The following is a 25,865-nucleotide window of genomic DNA, read 5'->3' as shown; positions in this document are numbered from 1 at the left end:
ACTAGCATGACTGCATCAATAGCTCGCCGCGAGGAAGGAGCGGCCGTGGTCGCACCGCACGAAGCCGAAGGGGAGCCCGGCGCCTCCCGCCACACCCGCCGGAAGGCGCGCACGCGAGCGCGCATCGTCGAGGCGGCGAACCTGCTCTTCGCCGAGCAGGGGTATCTGCAGACCTCGGTCGAGGACATCTCGCTGCGGGCCGACGTCGCCGTGCGCACGATCTACACGCACTTCCCGTCGAAGGCCGCGATTCTGCTCGACCACTTCGACCGCTGGCTCGATGCGCTCGTCGACGGTCTGGCGGCGCGCCCCGTCGACGAACCCATCGCCGATGCGCTCGCCGCCGCGCTGCGGACCATGGCCGAGGCGGGGTGGACCGATCGCAGCTACGGCGACGTGGCGGGATCCCCGCCCTCCGCGTTGGGTCTGGTCGTCGGGCCGCCCGAGGTGGCGGGGTACATGATGCACGCCTGGATGAGGGCGCAGGATCGGATCGCCGCCGATGTTGCGGATCGCGGCGGCTTCGAGGCGGGGGCGCTCGTGCCCGCGGCCCGGGCTGCGGCGGTGTTCGCGGCCTGCATGGGGCCGATCGTCGCCGCACGCCTGTCGCTGGCGGGGGATCCGCTGCCGGCGGAGGCCACGGCGAACGGCCTGATCGGAGACTTCATCGGCCGGCTCACCGATGGGAAGCTGTGACCTCATACTTGGCACTTGTGTTGTTATTGCATGAAGTGCAATACTCTTTCCGTTGCATTTCAGTCGAGTGACGGAGGAATCGAGATGTCGAGAAGAATCTGGCGAGCGCCCGCTGTCGGGCGTGGAACCGCGCGCTGGTGCGGGGGAGCGGCCGCCACCGCCGTGCTCGCGCTTGCGCTGATGAGCTGCACGGCCGGTACCGCAACGAGCCCCGTCGCCGAAGCCCCCGCGGCCCAAGAGGTCGCCGAGGCCGGCGCCATGGAGGGGTTCGAGCCGCTGGTCGCCCCCAAGGAGGTCGGCGGCGGCGACGGCTCGGCTCTGCTGCCCGACCACGTCGTGACCGCTGCCGAAGACGCCGAGGACGACCTCGACGATGTGCCGATCGCCGTGGTCGAGGGCGACGGCGAGCCCGAGGCTGCGCCGGCGCCCGAAGCCGAGGACATCGTGAAGCTTCGAGAGGTGATGCAGGACATGCCGAAGGGCTTCGTCACCCCGAAGATGGACATGGACGTCGAGACCGCCGCGCCGCTGCAGCGCATCGCGTGGAGTCAGACCCGCGACGCCGAGGGCTGCAGCACCTACGACCGCCCGCTCTACACCATGGCCGCGGGAGAGAAGGGCGGCTACTGCTTCCGAGTGCACGGCGGCGACCCCGACGCCTGGGTCGACGTGCAGTACCGGATCGGCGACACCACGGAGGTGCTGCACATCAAGGCGCGGGTGCCGCTGATGGGCGACAACGTCGTCAGCTGCGACATCGTGAACAACGGCGACGGCAAGCCCGTGCTCAACTCGAAGTACGTGTGCGAGAAGAGCTGGCAGAACACCGATGATCCCGATGGCTACGGCCACGGCAACAACCCGAAGCCGAGAATCGTGCTGAAGCAGAAGCCCGAGGTCGTCGTCACCGACATCGCACAGGCTCAGCAGCTCGTCAAAGACAACTGCATCAAGAACAAGAGCGCGTGCGACTACAGCACGGCGGTGCAGGATGTGCGCGAGCTGCCCGAGGACGAGGCCTACCTCTACGGCTCGCCGCACACCAACTGCTCGACCAAGAAGGAAGAGGAGCACAGCTTCTCCGACTCCGTCACGATCGGTTGGAGCGACTCGATCGGCGGCTCGGCGAACCTGGAGGTCACCTTCCTGAAGGATGTCATCAAGGGAAGCCTCGAGGCCAGCTACGAGCACGTGATCACGGAGGAGCGCACCTTCAAGAACGCGGTGAACGGGTGGGTGGAGTACGGCAAGACCCACGCCTTCTACGTCGTGCCCGGCGTGGTGCATGTCGAGGGCGATGTGCGGGTGACCAAGCCCGACAAGATCTACGTCATCAAGAACCAGCAGTTCGACATCCCGCTCGCGAAGAACTGGAACCCGAACGGTGGTCGCGGCCAGGCCGTGTCGGCCGTGCGCAGCATCTCGCGCAGTTTCGACACGAAGTGCAAGGACGGCAAGCCCGTCGAGAAGCTCATCTTCCCCGATCGAGGTTTCCCGAAGACGCCGAGCGGGCTCACCGTCGAGCCGGTCGAGGCTGACGGCTCGGACGAGGCTGACGGCTCGGACGAGTAACCCGGCCCGGTTCGGCCCAGTTTGGCCCGGCCTGGTTCGTCGCGGTGCGGCGCAGCTCAGGAAGTGGATCGCAGCTCAGTCGGAGGTATTCGCCGAATACCTCCGACTGAGCTGCGATTTCAGGTCTGAGGAGAGGCACGGGTGGGGTCGGGGCGGGCGGATCGGGTGGGTTGGGGCGGGGTCGGGGCTGCGGTCGGCAGTGGATCGCGAGCGGTCGTCGGGAAGGGAGTCGAGGCGCTGGGTGAAGTATCGGGCGCAACGGGGTGAAAAACTGATGCGTTTGGGCCTAGTGCGTCTGGCGTGTGCGTATGGTGGTGAGGAGACCCGGGGTCGATCGGTGCGTTGAGGGGAGCGACGCGGCATCGGGGGTTCGATGTCGGTTCGACCTTGGGAGTGCGGCTATGCATGATGACGTTCGGAGTGCGCCGGTGAGCGCGCCGCGGTACGGGAGGCGGCTGTCTGCCGCGGTGGCGGCGGTCGCGTTGGGTGCGACCGCGCTGATGGGCGTCGCGGTCAGCGCGGCCCAGGCTGCGCCGTCGAACATCGACCCGAACCTGCCCCGGTCGCTCACGATCCACAAGCTCTCTCAGCCCGCGACCCCGGGTGTTGCGGGCGACGGCTCCGAGCTCGCTCCGGGCAGCCTGCCCGTCGACGCCCTCCCGATCAACGGGGTCGAGTTCACCGTCGAACAGGTCACCCAGATCGGTGGCACTCCGATCGATCTCACCACCGACGCCGGGTGGGCGACGATCCAGCCGTATCTGAACGGCACGACTCCGTTCGATCCGCTGACTGCGACCCTGGGGGCACCGGTCGCCGAAACGACCGCGAACGGCGGTCTGGCCGTGTTCGACACGCTCCCGGTGGGCCTGTTCTACGTCACCGAGACCGACTTCGGCGGCAACTCGATCGACACCCCGGCACAGCCCTTCCTCGTGACCCTGCCCATGCCGACGACGGAGCCGGGGGTGTTCCGGTACGACGTGCACGCGTACCCGAAGAACACCCTCGGGGACGAGCCGTACGCGGTGAAGACCGTCGACGATGCCAGCGCGTACGCCATGGGAGAGAAGTTCACTTGGGCGATCTCGACCCAGATCCCCAACACCCCCGGCTATACGGTTGTCGACTTCACCTGGGCCGACAACGATGGCGAGTTCTTCCAGGGCACGTATGATCTTCCCCCGGGACTCATGCTGCCCCAGTCGATCACTGTCATCACGCCCGGTGGCGTCGAGACGGAACTCGACTACAACGACTACTTTTCGCCATCGACTGGCGGCACGGTGTGGAATCTGACGACGTCTGGTCTGGCAAAGGTGAACACTGCGGGCCCCGGTTCCGTGATCCGCATCGTTTACGCATCAGTCGTGAAGAAGATCCCTGGCAATGGCGTGATTGAGAACGTGGCGACGGTGTGCGTGAACACTGGCAATCCCGGCGTCTGCGCTATGGGCGATCCCAACATGCTGAACGTCCGGGCTGAGACGCTCTGGGGGAAAGCGCTCCTCACGAAGCACGCCGCGGGTGACGCGACGAAGGTGCTCGCGGGTGCAGGCTTCCAGGTGTTCGCCACCGAAGCCGCCGCGAATGCGGCCGCCGCGCAACTCGCCGCCGGGCAGACCGTGACCGGAGCGCTCGAGTTCTGTGAGGATCCCTGGATCACCAATAGCGACATGGCGCCACGTTGCTCCGAACCGGTTCAGTCGACCTTCACCACTGACGACACGGGCGTTGTGACGATCCCGGGTCTCAAGGCGTCGCAGGCGGGCATCACGTACTGGGCGGTGGAGACGAAGGCGCCGGCGGGCTACGTCGCGTCGACCACTCCGATCGAGTTCACCGTCACCCCGGGTGACACCCCGACGGGTGCTGCCGCGGTGAACGTGCCGAACCAGATGCGCCAGGCGGGCGCCCTCCCGGTCCTCGGTGGGGCGGGCATGGCCGCGATCGGTATCGGGGGAGCGATCCTCATCGCCGGCGGCGTGCTCTTCGCGATCTTCGGCCGCCGCAAGAAGCAGCAGGAACAGGCCGCCGACACCGCCACCGCGGCCTAGCCCGCCACCACGCCCGAATCGCCCTCGCGGGTGCTGCACTGCTCACCGATAGCGCAGCACCCGCGAGGGCAAAGTTATGACGCCAGGGCTTCGACGGGCCGCAGAACGCGAGCCCGCCAGGATTACAGCGATCCGCCGGTGATGTGGGCCAGCACACCGAGCCCGCCGCTGTCGACCTGCTCGATCGTGACGCGCTCGTCGTTCATCGCGCGCTGCCGGGCCACCGACATCGCCGCGATCCACGAGGCGAAGACCGCGGTCGCGCGCGCCTGCGGTTCGAGCGACCCCGGCTCGTAGGCGCCGCGATCCCGCGCATCGGCCGCGATCTCCTCCATCTCGCGCATCCAGCGCTGCAGGATGTGACCCGCGATGTCGGGGGCGCCGCTCGCGAGATGCTCGGCGATCGGGTGCACGCGCACCGCCTCGTTCTCGACGCGATCCACCCAGCCCGCCTCGGCCATCGCCGCCAGGGCTTCCCGCACCGACTCGACCACCGGCTCGTCGAGGGGGCGCCGCTTCACCTCGCCGACGAACGCCTCGACCCAGCCGTCGAAGTAGGCGAGCATGATCGCCGCCTTCGTGGGGAAGTGCATGTAGATCGTGCGCACCGCGACATCGGCGAGCTCCGAGATGTCCTCGATCGAGGTATCGGCGTAGCCGCGCTCATCGAACAGCCGCTCTGCGGCGTCGAGGATCTTGGCGCGCGTCGCGGCCTTCCGGCGGTCCTGGCGGGTTCCGGGGCGGGGGTCGGCTGCGGCGGGCATGACCCCAACTCTACGCACCGGGGTAGCGATGTGCACATTTGCAGAGCGTGCAATACGCGCGCTGAGGCGCCACTGTCCTCCGCTTAGCACCGCGCGCTCCTGAGCCGCAATGGGCAGCGGCGCGAGCCCCGCCCTCGGTAGACTGCGAACAGAGAATCGCAAGGGGGTGCCATGACCGAGATGCAGGACATGACGGGCGGACGCGAGCTCGTCATGGTGTCGAATCGGCTGCCGGTGGACCGAGTCGTCGAAGCCGACGGATCCACCTCCTGGCGCACCTCGCCGGGAGGCCTCGTGACCGCCGTCGCGCCGATCGTGGAGCAGCTCGGCTGCCTCTGGGTGGGGTGGGTCGGGGCGGCCGACGAGACCCTCGACCCCTTCGAGATCGGATCGATGCGGCTCGCACCCGTCGAACTCAGCGAGGACGACGTCGAACTCTACTACGAGGGCTTCTCGAACGGCACGCTGTGGCCGCTGTACCACGACGTGATCGCCCGCCCCGACTTCCACCGCGTGTGGTGGGACCGCTACCAGCGGGTGAACCAGCGCTTCGCCGAACGCGTCGCGCAGCACGCCGCGCAGGGCGCGATCGTCTGGGTGCACGACTACCAGCTGCAGCTCGTGCCCGCGATGCTGCGCGAACTGCGACCCGACCTCACCATCGCGTTCTTCCTGCACATCCCGTTCCCCCCGAGCCGGCTCTTCGCGCAGCTGCCCTGGCGCAAGCGCGTGGTCGAAGGACTGCTCGGCGCCGACGTGATCGGCTTCCAGCAGGTCACCGACGCGGTGGCGTTCCGCATGACCGCCGAGCGCTTCACCCGAGTGCCGGCCCTCGGCAACACCATCGTGGTGCCCGGCACCGCGGAGCAGCACTCCCGCACGGTGCTCGCGCAGGAGTTCCCCATCTCCATCGACGCGGCGGCCTTCGCCGAGGTCGCCGCGCGGCCCGAGGTGCAGGAGCGCTCCCGCCAGATCCGAGCGGAGCTCGGCAACCCGAAGACGGTGATGCTCGGCGTCGACCGGCTCGACTACACCAAGGGGATCCGCCACCGGCTGAAAGCCTTCGACGAGCTGCTCGGCGACGGCGAGATCGACGCCGACGACGTCGTGCTGGTGCAGGTCGCGAGCCCCAGCCGGGAACGGGTCGACGCCTACCGGCAGCTGCGCGACGAGGTCGAGCTCACGGCCGGCCGCATCAATGGCGAGCACGGCTCGATCGGCCACGCCCCCCTCGTCTACCTGCACCGCGGTTACACACGCGACGAGATGGTGGCGCTCTACCTGGCCGCCGACGTGCTGCTCGTCACCCCGCTGCGCGACGGCATGAACCTCGTGGCGAAGGAGTACGTGGCCTGCCGCACCGACGAGCAGGGCGTGCTGGTGCTGAGCGAATTCGCGGGCGCCGCAGACGAGCTGCGCGACGCGCTGCTCGTCAACCCGCACGACATCGAGGGATTGAAGGCGGCCGTGGTGCGCGCCGTGCACATGCCCCGCGAGGAGCAGCGCCGACGGATGCGCTCGCTGCGACGCACCGTCTACGACAACGACGTGGCCCACTGGGCGACGGGATACCTCGGAGCGGTCCGCGCCGCCGCCGAGGCGCAGCGCCCGAGCCGCACGGGCGAGCGCACCGAGCCGATCCAGGTCAGCACTGCGTTCGTGCCGCGCAGCATCGACGACCGGGTGCGCCGCCTCGCGGCGCTGCCGCAGCTCATCGTGGCGAGCGACTTCGACGGCACGCTCGCGCCCATCGTGCCCCGCCCGCAAGATGCGCGGATCCTGCCTCGCGCGCGGCAGGCGCTCGAAGTGCTGCGCAGCGCGCCGGACACCTACGTGGCCGTGCTGACGGGACGCTCGCTGGCGGGCCTCGCCGAGACGGGGCTGCAGAGCGAGGGCTGGATCGTGTCCGGCTCGCACGGCTCCGAGCTGACCGGGCTCGACGTGAGCGTCGTGTCCGGGGACGCCCCGCCGCTCGGCAGCCCGCTCACCGGCGAGGAGGACGAGCGGCTGCAGCGCGTGGTGCGCCGCTTCGAGCGGGTGCTCGGCGGCGAGCCCGGGGTGCGGCTGGAGCGCAAGCCGTTCGGGATCGCGGTGCACACGCGGCAGGTGCCCGACGCCGAGCAGGCGGACGAGCTGCTGGCCGCGGCGGTGGAGCTCGGGCTCGCCGCGGAGATGCACGTGCGCGAGGGCAAGCAGGTGCGGGAAATCTCCGTGCGGGACTCGAACAAGGGATCGGTGCTGCGCAGCATCCGCGCGGCCCTCCCCGCCGCGCCCGTGCTGTTCCTCGGCGACGACGTCACCGACGAGGACGTGTTCGCCTCGCTCGGCCCCGACGACCTCGGCATCAAAGTCGGGGACGGGGCGACGGCCGCCGTGGAGCGGGTGCCGGACCCTGAGACCGCCACGGCGGTGCTGGCCCTGCTCGCAGAGCTGCGCACCGGCGTCGTCATCGGCTCCGAGTAGCCGCAGCGCCGTTCGAGGCCGTTCGCGGCTGCGCTTATAAGGTGCGCCTATCGGCTGCGCGTATCGGGTGCGCGCCTGCGAAATCAACCCCGGTGACACGGATTCCCCGCAGCCCCTACGCTCGAACCCAAGCCGGGTGCACTGCGCTGCCCGGCCGAGATCGAAGGAGGGCGACATGGCAGCCGACGAGTTCCGCAGTTTCGGGGTGGAGGAGGAATACCTGCTGCTCGACGCCGGGCAGGGCACCCCGACCGATCTGGCAGCCGAGCTCGTGCGCTCGGCCCCGCGCTCGGTTGCGCCCGCCGAGCGCGAGTTCTTCTCGAGCCAGCTCGAGACCGCCACCCCCGTGTGCCGCACCGCCGAGGAGGCGCTCGACACGCTCACGGAGTTCCGCAGCGCACTGTCGCGAGAGGCCGCGGATCGCGGCATCGTGCTGGCGGGCAGCGGCCTGCCGCCCGTCGGCGGCGACGAGGCGGGCACGGTCACGCCGAAGTCGCGCTACCGCGAGCTCGGCGCGCAGCTGCGCAACGCGGCGACCTACCAGTATGTCACCGGGACGCACGTGCACGTCGAGATCCCGTCGCCCGACGCGGGTGTGGAGGTGCTTTCGAGGCTCGCCCCGTGGGCTCCGGCGCTGCTCGCGATGACCGCGAACTCGCCGCTCTGGTGCGGCGAGCCGACGGGGTTCGCGAGCTGGCGGCACGTCATGAACATGTCGTGGCCGGTGGCCGGATTCCCGCCGGAGTTCGCGAGCGGCGACGACTACGCGCACGCGGTGGAGCAGTTGGTCGGCAGCGGGGTGCTGCTCGACTCGGGCGTGGTGACGTGGCTCGCGCGGCTCTCGCAGAACTTCCCCACGATGGAGCTGCGCATCGCGGATGCACAGCTGGACGCGGAGGACGCGGTCTGCTTCGCCGTGCTGGTGCGGGCGCTCGTGGACCGGGCGCTGCGCGATGCGGAGGCCGGGAAGCCGAGGCCGCAGGCCGCGGCCGGCCTCGTGAACGGTGCGATCTGGATGGCGGCGCGCGACGGCCTCGAAGCCGATCTCATCGATCCGATCACCGCGCGTGCGGAGCCGGCCTTCGACACGCTCGAACGCATGGTCGGCTCGGTCGAGTCCGAGCTGCGTCGCACCGACGACCTCGACCGGGTGATCCGCTACTGCGACCGGTTGCGCCGTACGGGCGGCCCCGCCCGCCGCCAGCTCGAACGCTTCGAGGCGGATGGCCTCGCCGGCTTGATCAGCCTCTACCGCGAGAGCTCCGGCGCAGGCTGACCCTCGGGGCGTGTTTCGGAACAGCTTGAGCCGGGTGAACACCCCGTTGAGCACGACCGCGGCCCGGTACACGATCGCGAGTTTGTCATGAGGAGCTGAAATCGTGACAGACATCCACGATCCCAGCTCCCCTCAAGAGCGCTTCCGAGACACGCCTTAGCGGGCTATCAGTTCGTCTGTCGCGACTCCGGGTATCGCGAGGGTGACTCGTGTGCCCCATGGATCATCGAGCGCGAGCGTTCTGCCGTCGGAGGCGAAACCGATCTTGTGGCGGCGGAGGCGTTCTGCAACAGCATCGAGTTCCGACCGGTCGGGTACGGTGATCGAGACGTCGGCCAGCCCGAGCTGTGCCGCGCGGGGCCCGGCACCGTGGCTGTTCCAGGTGTTCATGGCGATGTGGTGGTGGTATCCGCCGGCTGAGGCGAAGAGTGCTCCGGGATATCGACTCTGGGTGATCTCGAACCCGAGGGTGTCGATGTAGAACGCTCGTGCGGTTGCGAGATCACCGACTTGAAGGTGGACGTGTCCGACGGTGCCTGCCTGGGTGGGTGCGGCAGCGGCTGCCTCCGGGCTGAGGTGCTCGCGAAGGAAGGCGTTGGGGTCGAGGAAGATGGTGTCCATCTGGATCTCGCCGTCGACTCGTGTCCATTGCTCTCGTGGACGATCCGTGTAGAGCTCCACCCCGTTGCCCTCCGGGTCGGTGAAGTAGAACGCCTCGCTCACGAGGTGATCGCTCGAGCCGGTGAAGGTGCCGCGGCGATCCTGCGCTGCGCGGTAGGCCGTCGCCGCGAGACTCGCGGCGTCCTCGAAGAGGAAGGCCGTGTGGAACAAGCCGGCCTGACGCGGATCGACCGCGGGAAGGTCCGGTGTGTGGATCAACCGAACGAACGGGGTCTGCCCGCGACCGAGCACGCGATGCGTCTCGTTGCCCTGGGCCGCCTCTTCGAGGGGCTCGAGCGCGAAGGCGCCGGAATAGTAGTCGGACATGATCTGCATGTCACCGACGCGGAGCGTGACCGGACCCATGGTCGTCTGCGCGTTCAGTATCTCGTCGTGTGTCGAGGTGCTCATGATGCTTCCTGTCTTGTCGGGGTGCCGTGGGGCACCCCGACATCAAAGTGGGGGTGTTACTTCGCGATAGCGAAGCCGCCGGTCCAGGAGATCTTCTCGCTCGCAGCGAGCGTGAGCTGGAGGAAGCCGAGCGCCTCCAGCTCGTGTGCACGGCTGAGCGAACCGGCATCGATGGCGGCCAGCCCGCCCGCGACGATCGCCCCGGCGAGCTGAGCCTTCGCCTGCGTGTCATCGCCCGCGATCAGGACCGTGGTGGTCGCGCCGCCGACCTGCTTGCTCGCAAGGGTCGCCGCGAAGTTGGTGTTGAACGCCTTGAGCACCTTGCTCTGGGGAAGCCGCGCCTGGATCTCTGCCGTCGCCGAGCTGCCCTGCGGCACCACCAGAGAGTCGAAGGTCTCGAAGTTCAGCGGATTGGTGATGTCCACCACCGTCTTTCCCGCGAGCTGCTCCTCGTGCGCCGCGAGGATGCCCTCGACCGCCGGGTACGGTACGGCAAGCACGACCACGTCACCCGAGATGCCCTCGCTCTGAAGCTGCTCGCGCGAGAGGTGCGACACGCTGGCGCCACCGGCGGCCAGAACACCGCCGATCGCTGATCCCATGTTTCCTGTGCCGATGATCGTGTAGCTGGTCATGATTCGTTCCTTCCTGTTGGTGGCGTATGGTGACGCCGAAAGATTACTTGTAGATGAAACTAACATGAATTGCTTGCGTCTACAACTAAAGTTAGAGTGGATGACATGAGCCGACTGAACCAGCAGGAGCGTGTTGCCATCGCGCGTTTGCGAGCGATGCTCGAACTGCTGCCCACAGAACTGGACCGCCGAATGGGCGGTGCGGGAGTCACATCGTTCGAGTTCACGCTCCTCGAAGCGCTCTACGAGGCCGACTCCCATACGTTGCGGCTGAGCGCCCTTGCCGCGCGTACGAACGCAACCCTTCCGCGTCTGTCCCGAGTGGTCGACAGTCTGGAACGAAAAGGGCTCGTGGTTCGATCGGTCTGCGCGGCAGACCGGCGGGCGACGAACGCAACCCTGTCGATGGACGGGGTCGCGGTCTATCGGCGCGCTTTGCCGCTCTACAGCGACGCGGTGAAGTCGCTCGTGTTCGCCGGCCTCGGAGAAGAAGGCGCCGCTCGGATCGCAGATGTCTCGTTCGGGATTCTCACCCAGCTCGATCCAGACCGACGCTTCGCCGTCACCGAAAGCGAGTGCGGGGCCGATCCCGCACCGAACGCACGCGGGGAAGAAGGGGAAAGCTGCTCGGCCGACCCCGGGCCCGTTCCTTCGGACTGCCCGGCAGATCCCGAACCGACATAAGAGCGATCGAAGGCCGGGCCGCGGTCGTACTCAACGGGGTGTGTGCCTGGCTCGACCTGTTCCGAAACACGCCCCAAGCTGAGCCCCAAGCTGAGCCACCTGCGGGCGCACCGGGGGCGGGTGCTGCGCGGGGCAGGGAGCGCAGGTGACGCTCACGGCTGGACGCGGGGAGGGGCCTCAGACGGTGGCGCTCGCGACGAGCTCGCGGGTGAAGGGGTCGCTCGGATCCGCGAACACCCGCTCCGTCTCGCCCGACTCGACCACGCGCCCGTCGCGCATGATGAGCACCCGATCGCAGATGGTGCGCACCGCCGCGAGATCGTGCGAGACGAACACGAGCGAGACACCGCGCCGCTCCTGCAACTCCCGCAGCAGCTGCAGGATACCCGCCTGCGTGGTCACGTCGAGCGCCGACACCGGCTCGTCGCACACGAGCACATCGGGATCCGCGGCCAGGGCCCGCGCGATCGCGACGCGCTGGCGCTGACCGCCCGAGAGCGTCGCGGGCCTGCGACGCAGATACTCGGGGCCGAGACCCACCTGCGCGAGCAGCGCCTCGGGGGAGCGAGCGAGATCGCGCAGTGAGGCCGCCAGGATCCGCTCGACCCGCCAGCGCGGATCGAAGGTGGCGAGCGGATCCTGCGGGATCAGCCGCACGCGGCACCCGGGATCGACGCGCTCGACCGTGCCCGCATCCGGCTGTTCGGCACCTACGAGGAGGCGCGCGAGCGTGCTCTTGCCCGCGCCGGACTCGCCGACCACGCCCACCGCCTCGCCCCGTCGCAGCACCAGATCGGTCCCGTGGAGGCCGGCGCTGCCGCCGGCGGGAGCCGGGAAGCGACGGGCGGCCCCGCGCAGTGCGAGCAGCACGGGGGACTCGAGGGCCGGGGAGGCGGCACGGCTCGCCGCCCCCGGTCTCGGGCCGCGCGGGATCGCGGCGACGAGCGCGCGGGTGACGGAGTGGGCGGGCCGGTGCAGGATCTGCTGGGCGTCGCCCTGCTCGACGACGCGACCCCGGTCGAGCACGACGATGCGGTCGGCGACGCGGGCGACGCTCGCGAGATCGTGGCTGATGAGCAGGATCGCCGTGCCACGCCGTCTCACCTCGTCGAAGAGGCCCAGCACGCGCGAGGCCGTTGTGGCGTCGAGCGCGGTGGTCGGCTCATCGGCGACGAGCAGCGCGGGCTCGTGCACCAGCGCGGAGGCGATGAGCGCGCGCTGCCGCATCCCGCCCGACAGTTCGCTCGACCGCTGCCGCAGGCGCGATGCGGCGTCGGGGAGGCCGGCCGCCTCCAGTGCGCGGATCACGGCGGCCCGTCGCTCGCGGCGGCCGATCCCGCGCACCGCCAGTGCCTCGCCGACCTCGGCTTCGATGGTGCGCAGCGGGTCGAGCGACTGCAGTGCGTCCTGCAGCACGAGCGCTACCGAGCGCCCGCGCAGCCCTCGCCACCGGCGCGGCGTCAGGCGGCGCGCATCGTGTCCGACCGCCTCGAAGACGTCGGCCCCCACGGCCCACCGCGAATCCGCCTGGGTGAGCCCGAGCAGCGTGCGCGCGAGCACCGACTTGCCGGCCCCCGACTCACCCACCACGGCGACGCACTCGCCGGAGTACACCCGCAGATCGATGCCGTCGAGCACCGGTGCGTCGACAGCCGCCCGCCGCCCGCCGCGCAGCGTCACGCAGAGCCCCTCGACGTCGAGCACGACCGTCGCGCGCCCTCCCGCCTGAATCGAGCTAGTCACGAGCAGCCCCCAATCGTCGCCCCAGCACCGTGAGCGCCCCCGCGACCAGCACGATCGCGAGACCCGGGCACACCGTCATCCACCAGGCCGTCGTGAGATACACGCGCCCCGCGTTCAGCATCGCCCCCCACTCCGGCGACGGCGGCAGCGCGCCGAGACCGAGGAATCCGAGCGCCGACACCCACACGATGGCCTGGCCGATCCCGAGCGTCGCGGCCGAAGCCAGCGGCCACAGCGAGTTCGGGGCGATGTGCCGCACGAAGACCCGCACAGGCCCCACCTCGTCCAGGCGCGCCCACTCCGCATAGCCGCTGGCCGCGATCCCGCGCACGCGGGCGCGCAGCATCCGCGCGTAGCCGGGGATCGTGGCGAGGCCGATCGCGAGGATCGACGCGGTGGGGCCGGAACCCATCACCGAGATGAACAGCAGCGCCATCACGAGCGTGGGCAGCGCGAACAGCACCTCGAAGACGCGGCCGAGCGAGCCGTCGAGCCAGCGCGGGCCGAGCCCCGCCGCGAAGCCGAGCACCGCCCCGACGCCGATGCCGATACCGGTCGCCGCGAGGCCGATGCCCACCGAGGCGGCGGCTCCGTGCACGACGCGGGTGAAGAGGTCGCGGCCCGACTCGTCGGTGCCGAAGAGGTGCGCCGCCGAGGGAGGCTGGAAACCGTCGGCCGGGTGCACGGCGAGCGGATCACCGGGGGCCAGCAGCTGCGGTGCGCAGACCGCGATGAGCGCGACCACGAGGATCGCCGCGCTGATCCATCCCGACCATCCGAAACTCCGGGCAGCATCGAAGCCGGCACCGCGCCAGAACGCGGTGCCGCGCCGGCTCCCGCCGATCCGCAGCGCCCTCATGCGGGGATCACCCCCCGGCGGCGCAGCCGCGGATCGACGAGCTGCTCGAGCAGGTCCGAGAGCAGCATGATCGCCACGTACAGCAGCGCGATCACCACGACCGCCCCGATCACCACGGGCACGTCGCGCACAGTGGCCGCTTCGAGCAGCATCCGCCCGATGCCCTGTCGTGCGAAGAGCGCCTCCACGACCACGGCACCGCTCAGCAGCGATCCGTACGCCCAGCCGGACAACGCGAGCGCCGGCAGTGCGGCGTGGCGCAGCGTGTGGCGCAGTAGCACGCGGGCCTCCGACGCGCCCCGCGAGCGCGCCGTGACGGCGAAGGGAGCGTCGTCGGCCTCGATGAGCGAGCCCTGCAGCACGTGCGCAAGGTAGCCCGCGATCGGCACCGCGAGCGTCACCACGGGCAGCACGAGCCCCGCGGGCGTCGAACCGCTGGTGGCGGGCAGCAGGCCGAGCCCGCTCGCGAAGACGAGGATCAGCACGGCGCCCACGAAGAACTGCGGCGCCACCGACGCCACCGTCTCGATGCCGGCCAGCGCGGACCGGATCGCGCGGCCGGCGCGGCCGTGACCGGCGACCGCGACGACGAGCGCGCCGATCACCACGAGCACCCAGGCGAGCAGCAGCGCGAGCGTCGCGATGAGCAGCGTCGGCGGCAGGTTCGCGGCGAGCAGTTCGGCCACCGGCTGCTTCCGGGAGTAGGAATCGCCGAACTGCAGGGTGACGGTGTTCCAGAGCTGCGCGAGATACTGCACGACGAGCGGGCGGTCGAGCCCGTAGGCCTCCCGCGCCCGCTCCGTCGCCTCGGCGCCCGCCTGCGAACCGGGACCGCCCATGATCGCCTCGAGCGGGTCGCCCGAGAGTCGCAGCGCGAAGAACACCACGGTGGCCGTCAACCAGACCACGAGCAGGGCTGAGCCGATCCGCGTCGCGACCGCGCGCGCGATCCGTCTGGCTGTCACGTGAACTGCTGCCCCTCAATCGAAGCGGTGCGCGCGGTTCGCCCCTGATGCGCGTCGGCGCATCAGGGGCGAACGCCGCGCACTCGCGTACGCCCTATTCTGCCGGTTCCGCCTCAGTCGAGCTGCTTCACCCGATCCGCCTCAGCCGAGCTGCGCGTTGACGAAGGTGGGCGTCGCCACGGTGCCGAGCGTGGTCACGCCCTCGACACCGTTCACCAGGAAGTGGTTCTGCTGGTCGTAGAGCGGCAGCACGGTGTAGCTCTCGAGGATGCGCTGCTGCGCGTCGGCGTAGAGCTTCGTGCGCTCGGCCTCGTCGAGCGTGGCCGAGGCCTGCTCGAGGATCGCATCGAGCTCGGGATCCTTGAGCTGCGCGTTGTTCGCGAAGTAGCCCGAGGGTGCCGGGATGGTGCCGTCGGAGTGGTAGAGGATGCGCAGCACGTCGGGGCCGACCTTCGTGTAGGGGGCGCTCACGGCCTCGTACTCGTGCGCCGCGAGGGCGCCGTACCAGCTGCTGAGGTCGACGGGCTCGATCACCACGTCGAAGCCGACGGCTGCGGCGTTCGCCTGGATCTGCTCGAAGAGCGACTGCTCGGCGGCGGTCGACTGGTTGGTGCTGACCGGGAAGCGCACGGTCAGCCTCGCGCCGTTCTTCTCGCGCACGCCGTCGGAGCCCGCGACCCAGCCGGCCTCGTCGAGCAGCTTGGCCGCGGCGGCCGGATCGGTGCCGAACAGCGACTCGTCGCCCGCTGCCGTGGGCTCGACGCTCGCGAGCGGCGAGTAGGTGCGGGCGGCCACGCCCCGGAAGAGCGATTCGATGCCGGGGTTCGGGTCGGCGACGCGGATGAACGCCTCGCGTACGCGTGCATCGTCGAAGGGAGCCTGGCCCGAGTTGAGCTCGATGCGATTGACCGCGCCGGGTCGGGGGGCGTCGATGTGCTCGATGCCGTCGCCGCCGTTCTCGGCTGCGACGATGTCGGCGGGCAGCGGATTGTCGATGACGTGCACCTCGCCCGAGGCGAGCGCCGCGTTGCGGGTCGCCGCGTCGGGGATGAAGCGCCACTCGATGCGCTCGAGGTGGGCAGGTCCTTCATGGTCGGCCTCGGGGCCGGGGGTGCGGTAGTCGTCGTTGCGCACGAGGTCGACCTGCTGCTGCGGGGTCCAGCCCTCGACGATGAAGGGGCCGGTGCCGATGGGCGCCTGGCAGTTCTCCTCCATGCCGCGCTCGATGCCGGCGGGCGACTGGATCGCGGTCCACTGCTGGCTCAGCGATTCGAGCAGCGCCGAGTCGGGGGCCGAGAGGTGGAAGCGCACGTGCGTGTCGTCGACGGTCTCGATCTCGGCGATCTTCTGCACGGCGAGGTATCCGGTGGACGACTGCGTGTCCGGATCCTGCAGGTGCTCGATGTTCGCCTTGATCGCGGCGGCGTCGAGCGGTGTGCCGTCGGTGAAGGTGACGCCGTCCTGCAGTGTGAAGTCCCAGGTCAGGCCGTCGTCGCTCGCCTGCCACTCGGTCGCGAGCCACGGCTGGATCTTGCCGTCGGCATCGCGGCCGACCATCGGCTCCAGGTACTGCGTCGAGATGAGCGCCTGCGGGTAGTTGCCGCCCACGTGCGGGTCGAGGCAGCTCGGCTCGGCGTCGCCGGTCGCGTAGACGAGGGTGCCGCCCTCCTGCGGGGCGGCGTCGCCGGTGGCGCTGCAGGCGCTGAGGGCGAGGGCGCCGACTGCGGCGAGCGCGAGGGGTGCGAGGGTGCGGGCGGGGTGCGGGGACATGGGTGTGCTGGGCTCCTCGGGTGTGGGAGGGAGATGATTGGCGATCCGAAACCATTTGTTAGATCCGGTTCAACAAAGTCATCCTACATGCTGCGCATGCACCCTCGAGCATGCGGTGCCGGGCGCCAGCTCCGCAGTTCGGCCGGGAGATGCCGCAGCTCGGACCGTGGATCGCAGCTCAGGCGGAAGTTTTCGCCCAGATCCTCCGCCTGAGCTGCGATCCACGGTCTGGCCTGCGGCCCACGGTCTGGCCTGCGATCCGCCGTCCCGCACCGTGTGAGCTGCGATCCGGCGACTACTCTGGAACCCATGAAACCGTCGCGCGGCCGCCCGCCTGCCTCCTCCCGCGAAGTGCTCGCGGATGCCGCCTGCGAGCTCTTCCTCGAGCAGGGCTACGAGGCGACCTCGATCACCGAGATCGCGCGCCGCGCCGGCGTGAGCCGGTCGAGCTTCTTCAACTACTTCCCGGGCAAGTCCGAGATTCTGTGGTTCGTCTTCGACGGGCGGATCGGCGCGCTGCTCGACGCGCTCGCCGATCCTGCGCTGCCGCTCGCCGACGCCCTCGCGACCTTCGCCGTCGGGGAGGCGCCCGGCACCCTCGCACTCGCGATCGTCGACGCCCGCACGATGGGGGTCGAACAGGAGCTGGCGACGGGACGGGCTGCACGCCAGCTGCGCATCGGCACCGCCATCGCGTCTCGCCTCGAACGCGACGGCGTCGAGTCGGTGCGGGCTGCCGTGATCGGGGCCGGCTACGCGGCGGCGCTCGTGACGGCGGTGTGGCAGTGGGCGGATCGCGGCGCCGGCCGCCACCCCCTCGACCGCGCGCTCAGCGAGGCGCTCACCGTCGCGCGCGAGGTGCTCCGGACGCCGTCGCACTGACCGGCGGCACCAGCGCTGCCTGAACCGCTACAGCTCCGCCGCGAGCCGCGTGCCCTGCGCGATCGCGCGCTTCGCATCGAGCTCGCCGGCCACGTCGGCGCCGCCGATGAGGTGCGTCGCGATCCCGAGGGCCGCGAGTCGGTCGTGCAGTTCGCGCGAGGGGTCCTGGCCGGTGCAGAGCACGACGGTGTCGACCTGGATCGTGTGCTCAGCGGCCGATGCGGAGACCCCGCTGCCGTGCTCCGTTTCGCCGATCGGCAGGCGCACCCGCAGACCGGCGTCGTCGATGCCGAGATACTCGGCTCCGGGCACCATGCGCACCCCGCGCCGTGCGAGCTCGGTGCGGTGGATCCAGCCCGTCGTCTTGCCGAGCCCGGCGCCGAGCTTGCCCGGCTTGCGCTGCAGCATCACGACGCTGCGCGCAGGCCGCTCCGACGCCGGTGACCGCAGGCCGCCCGCGCCGGTGAAGTCGCGATCGACGCCCCAGTGCGCGAGGAACGCGTCGAGCGCCGCCGGATCCTCCGCCGCCGCGTCGCTCCAGCCCGGATCGTCGGCGGGTGCCGTCAGGTACTCGGCGACGTCGAAACCGATGCCGCCGGCTCCGAGGATCGCGACGCGCTCACCCACGGGGGCGCGCTCGCGCAGCACGTCGAGGTAGCCGAGCACGCTCGGGTGGTCGATGCCCGGGATGTCGGGGCGGCGCGGCACCACGCCCGTCGCCACCACCACCTCGTCGAAGCCCTCAGCAGCCAGAGCCTCGGCGGTCGCCCGATGGCCCAGCCGCAGCTCGACGCCGGTCTCCTCGATCCGCACCCCGAAGTAGCGCAGCGTCTCGCGGAACTCGCTCTTGCCCGGCACCTGCAGCGCCACGTTCAGCTGCCCGCCGATGCGATCCGAGGCCTCGAACAGGGTCACTTCGTGGCCGCGCGACGCCGCCGTGGTGGCGCAGGCCAGCCCGGCCGGGCCCGCACCGACGACCGCGATCCGCCTCTTCGCGACTGTCGGGGCGATGACGAGATCGGTCTCGTGCCCCGCGCGCGGGTTCACGAGGCAGGAGGCCGGGCGGCCGGAGAAAGTGTGGTCGAGGCAGGCCTGATTGCAGCCGATGCAGGTGTTGATGCGCTCGGGGGCGCCCGCGGCGGCCTTGCTCACGAACTCGGGATCGGCGAGGAATGGGCGCGCGAGCGACACCATGTCGGCGCAGCCCTCGGCGAGCAGCCGCTCTGCGGTGCCGGGGGTGTTGATGCGGTTGGTGGTGATGAGCGGGATCGACACCGCATCTGCGAAGAGTCGGGTCGCCCACGAGAACGCGCCGCGGGGCACCGAGCTCGCGATGGTGGGCACGCGGGCTTCATGCCAGCCGATGCCCGAGTTGATCATGGTGGCGCCCGCCGCCTCGACGCGACGCGCGAGCTGCAGCGCCTCATCGAGGGTCGCGCCGTCGGGCACGAGTTCGAGCATCGAGAGGCGGTAGATCACGATGAAGCGCTCGCCGACGGCCTCGCGCACGCGGCGCACGATCTCGATGGGGAAGCGCAGTCGGCCGTCGAGGGTGCCACCCCAGCGGTCGTCGCGGTGGTTGGTGCGCCGCGCCGTGAACTGGTTGATGAGGTAGCCCTCCGAACCCATGATCTCGACGCCGTCGTAGCCGGCGAGCTGCGCGAGGCGGGCGGTGCGGGCGAAATCGTCGATCGTGCGCTCGATCTCGGCGTCGTCGAGCTCGCGCGGTGTGAGCGGCGAGATCGGTGCCTGAATGGGGCTCGGCGCGACGATGTCGGGGTGCGCGCCGTAGCGGCCGGCGTGCAGGATCTGCAATGCGATCCGGCCGCCCTCCTCATGGACGGCGTCCGTGACGGTGCGGTGGTGCGGCAGCTGGTCCTCGGATTCGAGCGTCGCAGCCCCCGGGGTGAGCCGCCCCTCCGGGTTGGGGGCGATACCGCCCGTCACGATGAGCGCGGCGCCGCCGCGAGCCCGCTCGCGGTAGAACGCGGCGAGCCGTTCGGCGCCGTCGGGGGCCTCTTCGAGACCCAGATGCATCGACCCCATGAGCACGCGGTTGGGAAGGGTGACGAAGCCCAGATCAAGGGGCGCGAAGAGGTGCGGGTAGGTCGGCTCTGACATGGATCCCCGTTTCGGTTCGGACGCGGTGCCCCGAATGTAGTGCCGCTGCCGAAGGGCTGTCGAACCGGGTGTGGCGAGTGCACAAAACCGGGCGCCGCGACAGGCCGGTTGCGCAGCTCGGACGCCAGCCGGAAACGGACGGCGTCGGCGGGACACGGCCGGGGGCCGGACCGTCCGTCCCGTTCGCGGCCGATCGAGGATCGGGGTGCGCGTTCGAGGCGGCGGGGCGATACTGGAGACGGGATCGCGCACGGCGAGCGAAGGAGACGCTGATGGGCCACTTGATCTACTCGATGGTCGTCTCGGCCGACGGGTACACGAAGGACACTGCGGGCGGTTTCGACTGGGGCATGGCGAGCGAGGAGCTGCACGCCGTCGTCGCCGAGGCCACCCGATCCGTCGGCACCTACCTCTACGGGCGGCGCATGTACGAGATGATGGTCTACTGGGAGACCGCCGATCAGGACGCCGAGATGCCACCGGGGGTCGCGGAGTTCGCGAGGCTCTGGCGGGCCTGCGACAAGATCGTGTTCTCGACCACGCTCGACGAGCCCCGCAGCGCCCGCACGACGCTGCGCCGCACCTTCGACCCGGATGAGATCCGCGAGCTGAAGCGCACGCTCGGGCACGATCTCACGATCGAGGGTCCCGAGCTCGCGAGCCACGCCCTGCGTGCCGGGCTCGTCGACGAGCTGCAGGTTTACCTCGCGCCGGTGGTGGTGGGCGGCGGCACGCGCTTCTTCCCAGAGGGACTGCGCTGCGAGCTCGAACTGCTCGATCAGCGCAGCCTCGAGAACGGGATCGTGTATCTGCGCTACCGGCTGCGGGGGTGAGCTCGGGGCCGTGCGGCGCCAGAGGGCAGCCGGGTGCTACGGGAAGCAGCGGGTGAGCGTCGATCATGGGCCCGCCGCCTGCGCCGGCCGCCCGCGCCCGCTGCCCGCGGCGTGCAAGGCCGTGGAAACGTGAGCGGGGGTGCGGGGCCGAAGCCCCGCACCCCCGCCGGTGTCGCGCTGTGCTTAGAGCGCGCGGATGTTGCTCGCCTGCAGACCCTTGGGGCCCTGCTCGACGTCGAACTCGACGCGCTGGTTCTCGAAGAGGTCGCGACGGCCGTTGCCCTGGATCGCGCTGAAGTGCGCGAAGACGTCGGAGGCTCCGTCGTCGGGGGTGATGAAGCCGAAGCCCTTTTCGGAGTTGAACCATTTCACGGTGCCGATGGCCATAGTGTGTTTCCTTCGTGTGTTGCTGGCCGCGCGGAGCGACCTGGATGCCACGGCGACGGCGCCGACGTGGAGACTGGTGGTGCGTGCTGCGGCGGGCCGCAGCGATAAAACGTGTCTGGACTGCTCCAACGTTCGGCATTACTGGTCTTGCGGCGAGCCTATCCCAGATGCTGTGAATGCGACAGTTTCGTGACCTTCTTGTGTCTTCCGGCGAATGCGCTGCTGGCGAAATTGACTTATGGTCATAGTGACTATAAGTTGGCGTGGTCGGGACTGACACCCCGCCGCCGCCCTGACCAGCACCGACCAGCACCGACCGAGGAGCACTGTGCCGTACGAGACCGCGAGTGTGAGCGAGCGCCGCACCCTGCCGCCGGCAGTGGCGGTCTCGACCGTCGCCTTCGCGCTCAACCCGCCGGACGGGGCGCTCATCGGCGAGGCGGCGGCGAGCCCCGACGCGGGTGCCGACGCGAGGATCACGCTCTGGCTGCCGCTCGTGCGGCGCACGCGCGCGCCGTTCCTCGGACGCTGGGCGCTGCCGGGCGGCCCGACCCGCTGGGACGAGACCCTCGCCGACACCGCGCTGCGCACGCTCCACGCGGCGGTGCGGCGGGATCCCGGCTACCTCGAACAGCTCTACTCCTTCGGCGGCGTCGAGCGCTCCGCCGAAGCGCAGCGACTCGTCACCATCGCCTACTGGGCGCTGTACGGAGAACGCGAACTGCTCGCCTCGCCCCTCCCGGCTGCCGGCACCGCCGAGCGCGGCCAGGATCGCGGGCGCGCGCGACGCTGGGACGACCCCGAGCCCGCCGAGACCGCGGCCGAGAGCGGCGACCGCCCCGGAACGCAGGGGGCCACGGCGCCTGGCGATCCGGACCCCAATGTGGCCTGGTTCTCGGCCGACCGCCTGCCGGAGCTGGCGTTCGACCACGCCGAGATCGTGGCGTACGCGCTCGCGAGACTGCGCTCGAAGACCGAGTACGAAGCGGTGGCGCACCGCTTCCTCGGGCCGGTCTTCACCCTCGGACGGCTGCGCGCCGTGACCGAGGCCGTGCTCGGCGAAACCGTCGACCCGGCGAATTTCAGGCGCCAGGCGCTCGCGCAGGGCCACCTCGTCGACACCGGCGAGACCGAGACCGGGACGCGGCACCGTCCCGCCCGCCTCTACCGTTTCCGGGAGGATCCGCCGACGCGGCCCCCGGGCCACCCGGGCCGGCCCGCCGCGCCCCACGACCCCGCACCGAGGAGCGCAGTATGACGAGCGTGCACGAACTCATCCGGGCGGCCGCCGAGCGCGAGAGCGCGGCCCGCCCCCCGCAGAAGGCCGCGGGCGGCCCGGCGTCGCACCGCCGGCCCATCGCCCTCCGGGCGACCGGCCTCTCCAGCTGCGACACCGGCCTCGCCAGCGATCCCTGGACGATCGACCGCGCCCCCGGCTACGGACCGGGAGCGTCGGCGCCGGACCCGATCCCGGGCGACGCGCCCCGCCAGGGGCCGCTGCCCCGGCGCTACACCGACGCCTCCGACGAGCAGCTGCACGACTGGATCGTCGCCGCCAAGCAGCAGCTCGGCGACCGCGTGCGCATCCTCGGCCACTTCTACCAGCGCGACGAGATCGTGCAGCACGCCGACTTCGTGGGCGACTCCTTCATGCTGGCGCAGGCCGCGAAGGGGCACCCCGAGGCCGAGGCCTTCGTCTTCTGCGGCGTGCACTTCATGGCCGAGACCGCCGACATCCTCTCAGAGTCGTCGCAGGCGGTCGTGCTGCCGAACCTCGCCGCCGGCTGCTCCATGGCCGACATGGCGACGATCGAGCAAGTGGAGCGCTGCTGGGAGGAGCTGACCGGCGCGCTGGGCGCTGATGCCGAGAACGGTCTGCAGCCAGTGATCCCGGTCACCTACATGAACTCCACGGCGGCGATCAAGGCGTTCTGCGGGCGCAACGGCGGCATCGTCTGCACGTCGTCGAACGCTCGCACGGTGCTCGAGTGGGCCTTCGAACGCGGGCAGCGCGTGGTCTTCTTCCCCGACCAGCATCTCGGCCGCAACACCGCGAAGGCGATGGGCATCCCCGAGGAGCTGATGCCGCTGTGGCGGCCTCACCTCGCACTCGGCGGCAACACCGTCGAGCAGCTGCACGAGGCGCGCGTGATCCTCTGGAACGGCTTCTGCTCGGTGCACAAGCGCTTCACCGTGCAGCAGATCGAACGGGCGCGCGCCGAGTATCCCGGGGTGCGCGTGATCGTGCACCCGGAGTGCCCCGCCGCGGTCGTCGAGGCCGCGGACGGTGCGGGATCGACGGAGTACATCCGCAAGGAGATCGAGGCCGCCTCGCCCGGCGACGTGATCGCGGTGGGCACCGAGGTCAACCTCGTCAATCGCCTGCAGGAGCAGCATCCCGAGCTCACGGTGTTCTGCCTCGACCCCGTGGTGTGCCCCTGCTCGACCATGTACCGGATCCACCCCGCGTATCTCGCGTGGACGCTGGAGTCGCTCGTGGCGGGCTCGGTGCCGAACCGCATCTCGGTCTCGGAGGACGTGGCCGGCGACTCCCGCGTCGCCCTCGAGCGGATGCTCGCGGCACGGCCGTGATCCTCGTCGTCGGCTCGGGGGTCGCGGGGCTCTCCTGCGCGCTCGCCGCGGCCCGGGCGGGGGCGGCGACGGCGCTCGTCGTGCCCGGCCGACTGCAAGCGGGCGGTGCGAGCGGTGCGGGCGGCCCGGCCGGCAGCGCGGTCGACGGTGCGGTGGGCGGGAGCACCGCGCTGGCGCAGGGCGGGATCGCCGCGGCGATCGGCTTCGGGGATACGCCTGAGGCGCACCTCGCCGACACGGTGGCCGCGGGGGCGGGTCTCGTCGACGTCGAAGCCGCGGCCGCGCTGACTCGCGACGGGGCTGAGGCGGTGCGGGAGCTGCTGCGGCAGGGCTTCGCGGCGGATCGCGCGGCGTCCGGCGCCCTGCGTCTGGGGCTCGAGGGCGCGCACGGCTACGCCCGCATCGTGCACGCGGGCGGCGACCGCACAGGCGCGGTGCTGCACCGGCACCTCGTAGCGCTCGTCTTGGCCGAGGCGGCCGCGGGCCGGATCGAGCTGCTGGAGGAGCGCGTCGCCGTCGATCTGCGGAGCGAGGCGGGAGCGGTGCGCGGAGCCGTGCTGGAGAGCACCGTCGACGGCGCGCTCGAGTTCCGTCGAGCCGATGCGGTGGTGCTCGCGACGGGCGGATACGCCGCGCTGTACGAGCGCTCGACCAATCCCGCCTCGTCGCGGGGCGAGGGCGTGGTGCTCGCGGCGCGGGCCGGCGCGGTGCTCGCCGACCTCGAGTTCGTGCAGTTCCATCCCACAGTGCTGCACGGCTCGGGCCTGCTCGTGTCAGAGGCCGTGCGGGGCGCCGGGGCGGTACTGCGGGATGGATCGGGCGAGCGCTTCATGGTGGGGCGGCATCCGCTCGCCGAGCTCGCGCCGCGCGATGTCGTGTCGCACGAGATGCAGCGGGTGATGCGGGAGCGTGGGGAGCCGCGGTTGTGGCTCGACGCGACGGGGATCGAGCGCGAGGGCGGACCGGGCACCCTGGAGCGCCGCTTCCCCGGCATCACCGCAGCGGTCGCCGCAAGCGGCGTCGACTGGAGCCGCGAGCCGGTTCCGGTCTCGCCGGCCGCCCACTACACGATGGGCGGTATCGCCTCGGATCTGCGGGGGCGCAGCTCCGTTCCCGGTCTCTTCGTCGCGGGCGAGGCCGCTGCGACGGGCGTGCACGGCGCGAACCGGCTCGCCTCGAACTCGCTGCTCGAAGGTCTCGTGTTCGGCGGCCGGGCAGGCGTCGCCGCCGCCGACTTCGCCCGCTCACGCTCGAATTGGCGCCTGGAGGGCGCTGGGATGGGCGCGCTTGTCGCCGAAGCCCGGCCGGAGGCGATCGCGGTCGCCGTCGAGGTCGAGCAAGGCGGCGGGTCCGGCTCCGCCGCCCGCTCTGAGGCGGCGTCCAGCTCAGCGGCGGCGGCCCGCTCCGCAGCCAGCCTGCGAGCGATGATCGAGCTTGCCGCCCAGGCCCGCTGCGAGTCCCGCGGTGCTCACCAGCGGGTCGATGCGCCCGACACCGATCCGGCCCAGGCCCGGCGCCGCGGCTTCGTATTCGTGATCGCGGATCCGCCGCCTGCCGCTCTCGCCGCTTCCGCCACCCCCGCCGACCCCGCGCTCGGGTTCGCCCCCGACCGCATGCAGCAGAGGAGCCTTGCGCAGTGCTGACCCCCCATCTCATCGAATCCGTCGTGCGCGCAGCTCTCGTCGAGGACGCCCCGTGGGGCGACCTGACGGTCGAGCTCGCCATTCCGGCGAGCACCACCATCGACACGAGGCTCGTGGCCCGGGAACCGGGGATCTTCGCGGGCGGTGCGCTGATCGTGGAGACCTTCCGGCAGCTCGACCCGCGCATCGAGGTGACCGAGCTCGCCGAGGAGGGGGAGGCATTCGACGCGGGCGGCTCACTCGCCCGTATCGCCGGACCGGCCCGCGGCGTGCTGACGGGGGAGCGGGTCGCGCTGAACCTCTGCCAGCGCATGAGCGGGATCGCGACCCTCACCGCGCAGTACGCGGCCGCCGTCGCCCACACCCGCGCGCGCATCGCCGACACCCGCAAGACCACGCCGGGCCTGCGCGCGCTGGAGAAGCACGCGGTGCTGGCGGGTGGCGGATCGAACCACCGCTTCAGCCTCTCCGACGCGATCATGGTGAAGGACAACCACCTGGCGGCCCTCGGCGCCGTCGACGACGCCTCGATCACGGCCGCGCTGCGCAATCTGCGGGAGCGCGCCGGGCACACCACCTCGATCGTGGTCGAGGTCGACCGGATCGAGCAGATCGTGCCCGTGCTCGCCGCCGCGCCGACCGGCATCCTGCTCGACAACTTCTCGAATGCCGAGCTGGTGGAGGGCGTGCGCCTCATCGATGGCCGCGCGGTCGTGGAGGCGAGCGGCGGTGTGGATCTCGGCACCGTCGCGAGCATCGCCGAGACCGACGTCGACGTCATCTCGGTCGGTCGGCTCACCCACGGCGCCCGGGCCCTCGACCTGGGCCTGGATGCGCCGTGAGCGCGCGCGA

Annotated in this window: 21 protein-coding genes; 12 read left to right on the top strand and 9 right to left on the bottom strand. The window is 70.9% G+C overall.

Annotation, left to right across the window (positions count from 1 at the left end; all coding sequences use genetic code 11):
• Positions 1 to 6 precede the first annotated feature (6 nt).
• The 3 genes from H629_RS14370 to H629_RS0101155 all read left to right on the top strand — a co-directional run bounded on the left by H629_RS14370 (position 7) and on the right by H629_RS0101155 (position 4,325).
• Complete coding sequence (locus H629_RS14370) at positions 7 to 696, top strand: TetR/AcrR family transcriptional regulator (protein WP_161607963.1); 690 nt, start codon at positions 7 to 9, stop codon at positions 694 to 696.
• Between the two features lie 84 nt (positions 697 to 780).
• Positions 781 to 2,268: a hypothetical protein gene (locus H629_RS0101160; RefSeq protein WP_152485613.1), complete on the top strand. Its 1,488-nt coding sequence runs from the start codon at positions 781 to 783 to the stop codon at positions 2,266 to 2,268.
• Between the two features lie 428 nt (positions 2,269 to 2,696).
• Positions 2,697 to 4,325 carry a SpaH/EbpB family LPXTG-anchored major pilin gene (locus tag H629_RS0101155; RefSeq protein ID WP_161607961.1) on the top strand — a complete coding sequence of 543 codons (1,629 nt, stop codon included), beginning with the start codon at positions 2,697 to 2,699 and terminating at the stop codon, positions 4,323 to 4,325.
• Positions 4,326 to 4,447: 122 nt separating this feature from the next.
• Here the strand turns inward: H629_RS0101155 and H629_RS14365 are convergent, their stop codons facing one another.
• Positions 4,448 to 5,089, bottom strand: a complete 642-nt coding sequence (locus H629_RS14365; protein ID WP_024355524.1) for a TetR/AcrR family transcriptional regulator — start codon at positions 5,087 to 5,089, stop codon at positions 4,448 to 4,450.
• Positions 5,090 to 5,260: 171 nt separating this feature from the next.
• Here H629_RS14365 and H629_RS0101145 point away from each other — a divergent pair, with 171 nt between their 5' ends.
• Together H629_RS0101145 and H629_RS0101140 are read left to right on the top strand one after the other, a co-directional pair.
• Positions 5,261 to 7,552 (top strand): bifunctional alpha,alpha-trehalose-phosphate synthase (UDP-forming)/trehalose-phosphatase, encoded by a 2,292-nt coding sequence (locus H629_RS0101145; protein WP_024355523.1) that lies wholly within the window; start codon positions 5,261 to 5,263, stop codon positions 7,550 to 7,552.
• A gap of 175 nt (positions 7,553 to 7,727) precedes the next feature.
• Positions 7,728 to 8,828, top strand: a complete 1,101-nt coding sequence (locus tag H629_RS0101140) for a carboxylate-amine ligase (protein WP_024355522.1) — start codon at positions 7,728 to 7,730, stop codon at positions 8,826 to 8,828.
• 156 nt (positions 8,829 to 8,984) lie between these two features.
• On the opposite strand, the gene H629_RS0101135 is transcribed toward H629_RS0101140, so the two are convergent.
• Both H629_RS0101135 and H629_RS0101130 read right to left on the bottom strand, forming a co-directional pair.
• A complete protein-coding gene (locus H629_RS0101135; RefSeq protein ID WP_024355521.1) occupies positions 8,985 to 9,899 on the bottom strand; it encodes a VOC family protein in 915 nt (304 codons plus the stop codon).
• Positions 9,900 to 9,955: 56 nt separating this feature from the next.
• Complete coding sequence (locus tag H629_RS0101130) at positions 9,956 to 10,534, bottom strand: NADPH-dependent F420 reductase (protein WP_024355520.1); 579 nt, start codon at positions 10,532 to 10,534, stop codon at positions 9,956 to 9,958.
• 105 nt (positions 10,535 to 10,639) lie between these two features.
• Here H629_RS0101130 and H629_RS0101125 point away from each other — a divergent pair, with 105 nt between their 5' ends.
• A complete protein-coding gene (locus tag H629_RS0101125) occupies positions 10,640 to 11,218 on the top strand; it encodes a MarR family winged helix-turn-helix transcriptional regulator (RefSeq protein WP_036084041.1) in 579 nt (192 codons plus the stop codon).
• A gap of 177 nt (positions 11,219 to 11,395) precedes the next feature.
• On the opposite strand, the gene H629_RS0101120 is transcribed toward H629_RS0101125, so the two are convergent.
• From H629_RS0101120 to H629_RS0101105, 4 genes are all read right to left on the bottom strand, one after another.
• A complete protein-coding gene (locus H629_RS0101120; RefSeq protein WP_240470985.1) occupies positions 11,396 to 12,961 on the bottom strand; it encodes an ATP-binding cassette domain-containing protein in 1,566 nt (521 codons plus the stop codon).
• Positions 12,954 to 13,820, bottom strand: a complete 867-nt coding sequence (locus H629_RS0101115; protein WP_024355517.1) for an ABC transporter permease — start codon at positions 13,818 to 13,820, stop codon at positions 12,954 to 12,956. Before H629_RS0101115 ends, H629_RS0101120 begins: the two co-directional genes overlap by 8 nt.
• Positions 13,817 to 14,785 carry an ABC transporter permease gene (locus tag H629_RS0101110; RefSeq protein WP_024355516.1) on the bottom strand — a complete coding sequence of 323 codons (969 nt, stop codon included), beginning with the start codon at positions 14,783 to 14,785 and terminating at the stop codon, positions 13,817 to 13,819. Before H629_RS0101110 ends, H629_RS0101115 begins: the two co-directional genes overlap by 4 nt.
• 141 nt (positions 14,786 to 14,926) lie before the next feature.
• Complete coding sequence (locus tag H629_RS0101105; RefSeq protein WP_024355515.1) at positions 14,927 to 16,555, bottom strand: ABC transporter substrate-binding protein; 1,629 nt, start codon at positions 16,553 to 16,555, stop codon at positions 14,927 to 14,929.
• A 309-nt stretch (positions 16,556 to 16,864) separates the two neighbouring features.
• Between H629_RS0101105 and H629_RS0101100 the strand changes: the two genes are divergently transcribed.
• On the top strand, positions 16,865 to 17,437 hold the full coding sequence (locus tag H629_RS0101100) for a TetR/AcrR family transcriptional regulator (RefSeq protein ID WP_024355514.1): 573 nt from the start codon (positions 16,865 to 16,867) through the stop codon (positions 17,435 to 17,437).
• A 27-nt stretch (positions 17,438 to 17,464) separates the two neighbouring features.
• Here the strand turns inward: H629_RS0101100 and H629_RS0101095 are convergent, their stop codons facing one another.
• Positions 17,465 to 19,558: an NADPH-dependent 2,4-dienoyl-CoA reductase gene (locus H629_RS0101095; protein ID WP_024355513.1), complete on the bottom strand. Its 2,094-nt coding sequence runs from the start codon at positions 19,556 to 19,558 to the stop codon at positions 17,465 to 17,467.
• 272 nt (positions 19,559 to 19,830) lie between these two features.
• On the opposite strand from H629_RS0101095, the gene H629_RS0101090 reads away from it, so the two are divergent.
• Positions 19,831 to 20,391, top strand: coding sequence for a dihydrofolate reductase family protein (locus H629_RS0101090; protein WP_024355512.1), 561 nt, complete (start codon positions 19,831 to 19,833; stop codon positions 20,389 to 20,391).
• Between the two features lie 183 nt (positions 20,392 to 20,574).
• Here H629_RS0101090 and H629_RS0101085 read toward each other — a convergent pair whose 3' ends face one another.
• The gene (locus tag H629_RS0101085; RefSeq protein ID WP_017883062.1) at positions 20,575 to 20,778 is read right to left on the bottom strand and encodes a cold-shock protein; all 204 of its coding nucleotides are present in this window, start codon (positions 20,776 to 20,778) and stop codon (positions 20,575 to 20,577) included.
• A 328-nt stretch (positions 20,779 to 21,106) separates the two neighbouring features.
• Between H629_RS0101085 and H629_RS0101080 the strand changes: the two genes are divergently transcribed.
• From H629_RS0101080 to nadC, 4 genes are read left to right on the top strand one after another with little or no spacing between them, the layout of a single operon-like run.
• On the top strand, positions 21,107 to 22,036 hold the full coding sequence (locus tag H629_RS0101080) for an NUDIX hydrolase (protein ID WP_024355511.1): 930 nt from the start codon (positions 21,107 to 21,109) through the stop codon (positions 22,034 to 22,036).
• Complete coding sequence (gene nadA, locus H629_RS0101075) at positions 22,033 to 23,370, top strand: quinolinate synthase NadA (RefSeq protein WP_024355510.1); 1,338 nt, start codon at positions 22,033 to 22,035, stop codon at positions 23,368 to 23,370. The genes H629_RS0101080 and nadA overlap by 4 nt, the downstream gene beginning before the upstream one ends.
• Positions 23,367 to 25,013 carry an L-aspartate oxidase gene (locus tag H629_RS0101070; protein WP_024355509.1) on the top strand — a complete coding sequence of 549 codons (1,647 nt, stop codon included), beginning with the start codon at positions 23,367 to 23,369 and terminating at the stop codon, positions 25,011 to 25,013. Before nadA ends, H629_RS0101070 begins: the two co-directional genes overlap by 4 nt.
• Positions 25,007 to 25,855: a carboxylating nicotinate-nucleotide diphosphorylase gene (nadC, locus tag H629_RS0101065; protein WP_024355508.1), complete on the top strand. Its 849-nt coding sequence runs from the start codon at positions 25,007 to 25,009 to the stop codon at positions 25,853 to 25,855. Before H629_RS0101070 ends, nadC begins: the two co-directional genes overlap by 7 nt.
• The last annotated feature ends 10 nt before the right edge of the window (positions 25,856 to 25,865 follow it).

The sequence above is a fragment of the Leucobacter chironomi DSM 19883 genome, from assembly GCF_000421845.1.
GTDB classification, from domain to species: domain Bacteria; phylum Actinomycetota; class Actinomycetes; order Actinomycetales; family Microbacteriaceae; genus Leucobacter; species Leucobacter chironomi.
Note: the sequence above shows the minus strand (reverse complement) of the source record. Positions and strands in the feature narration are given on the sequence as shown.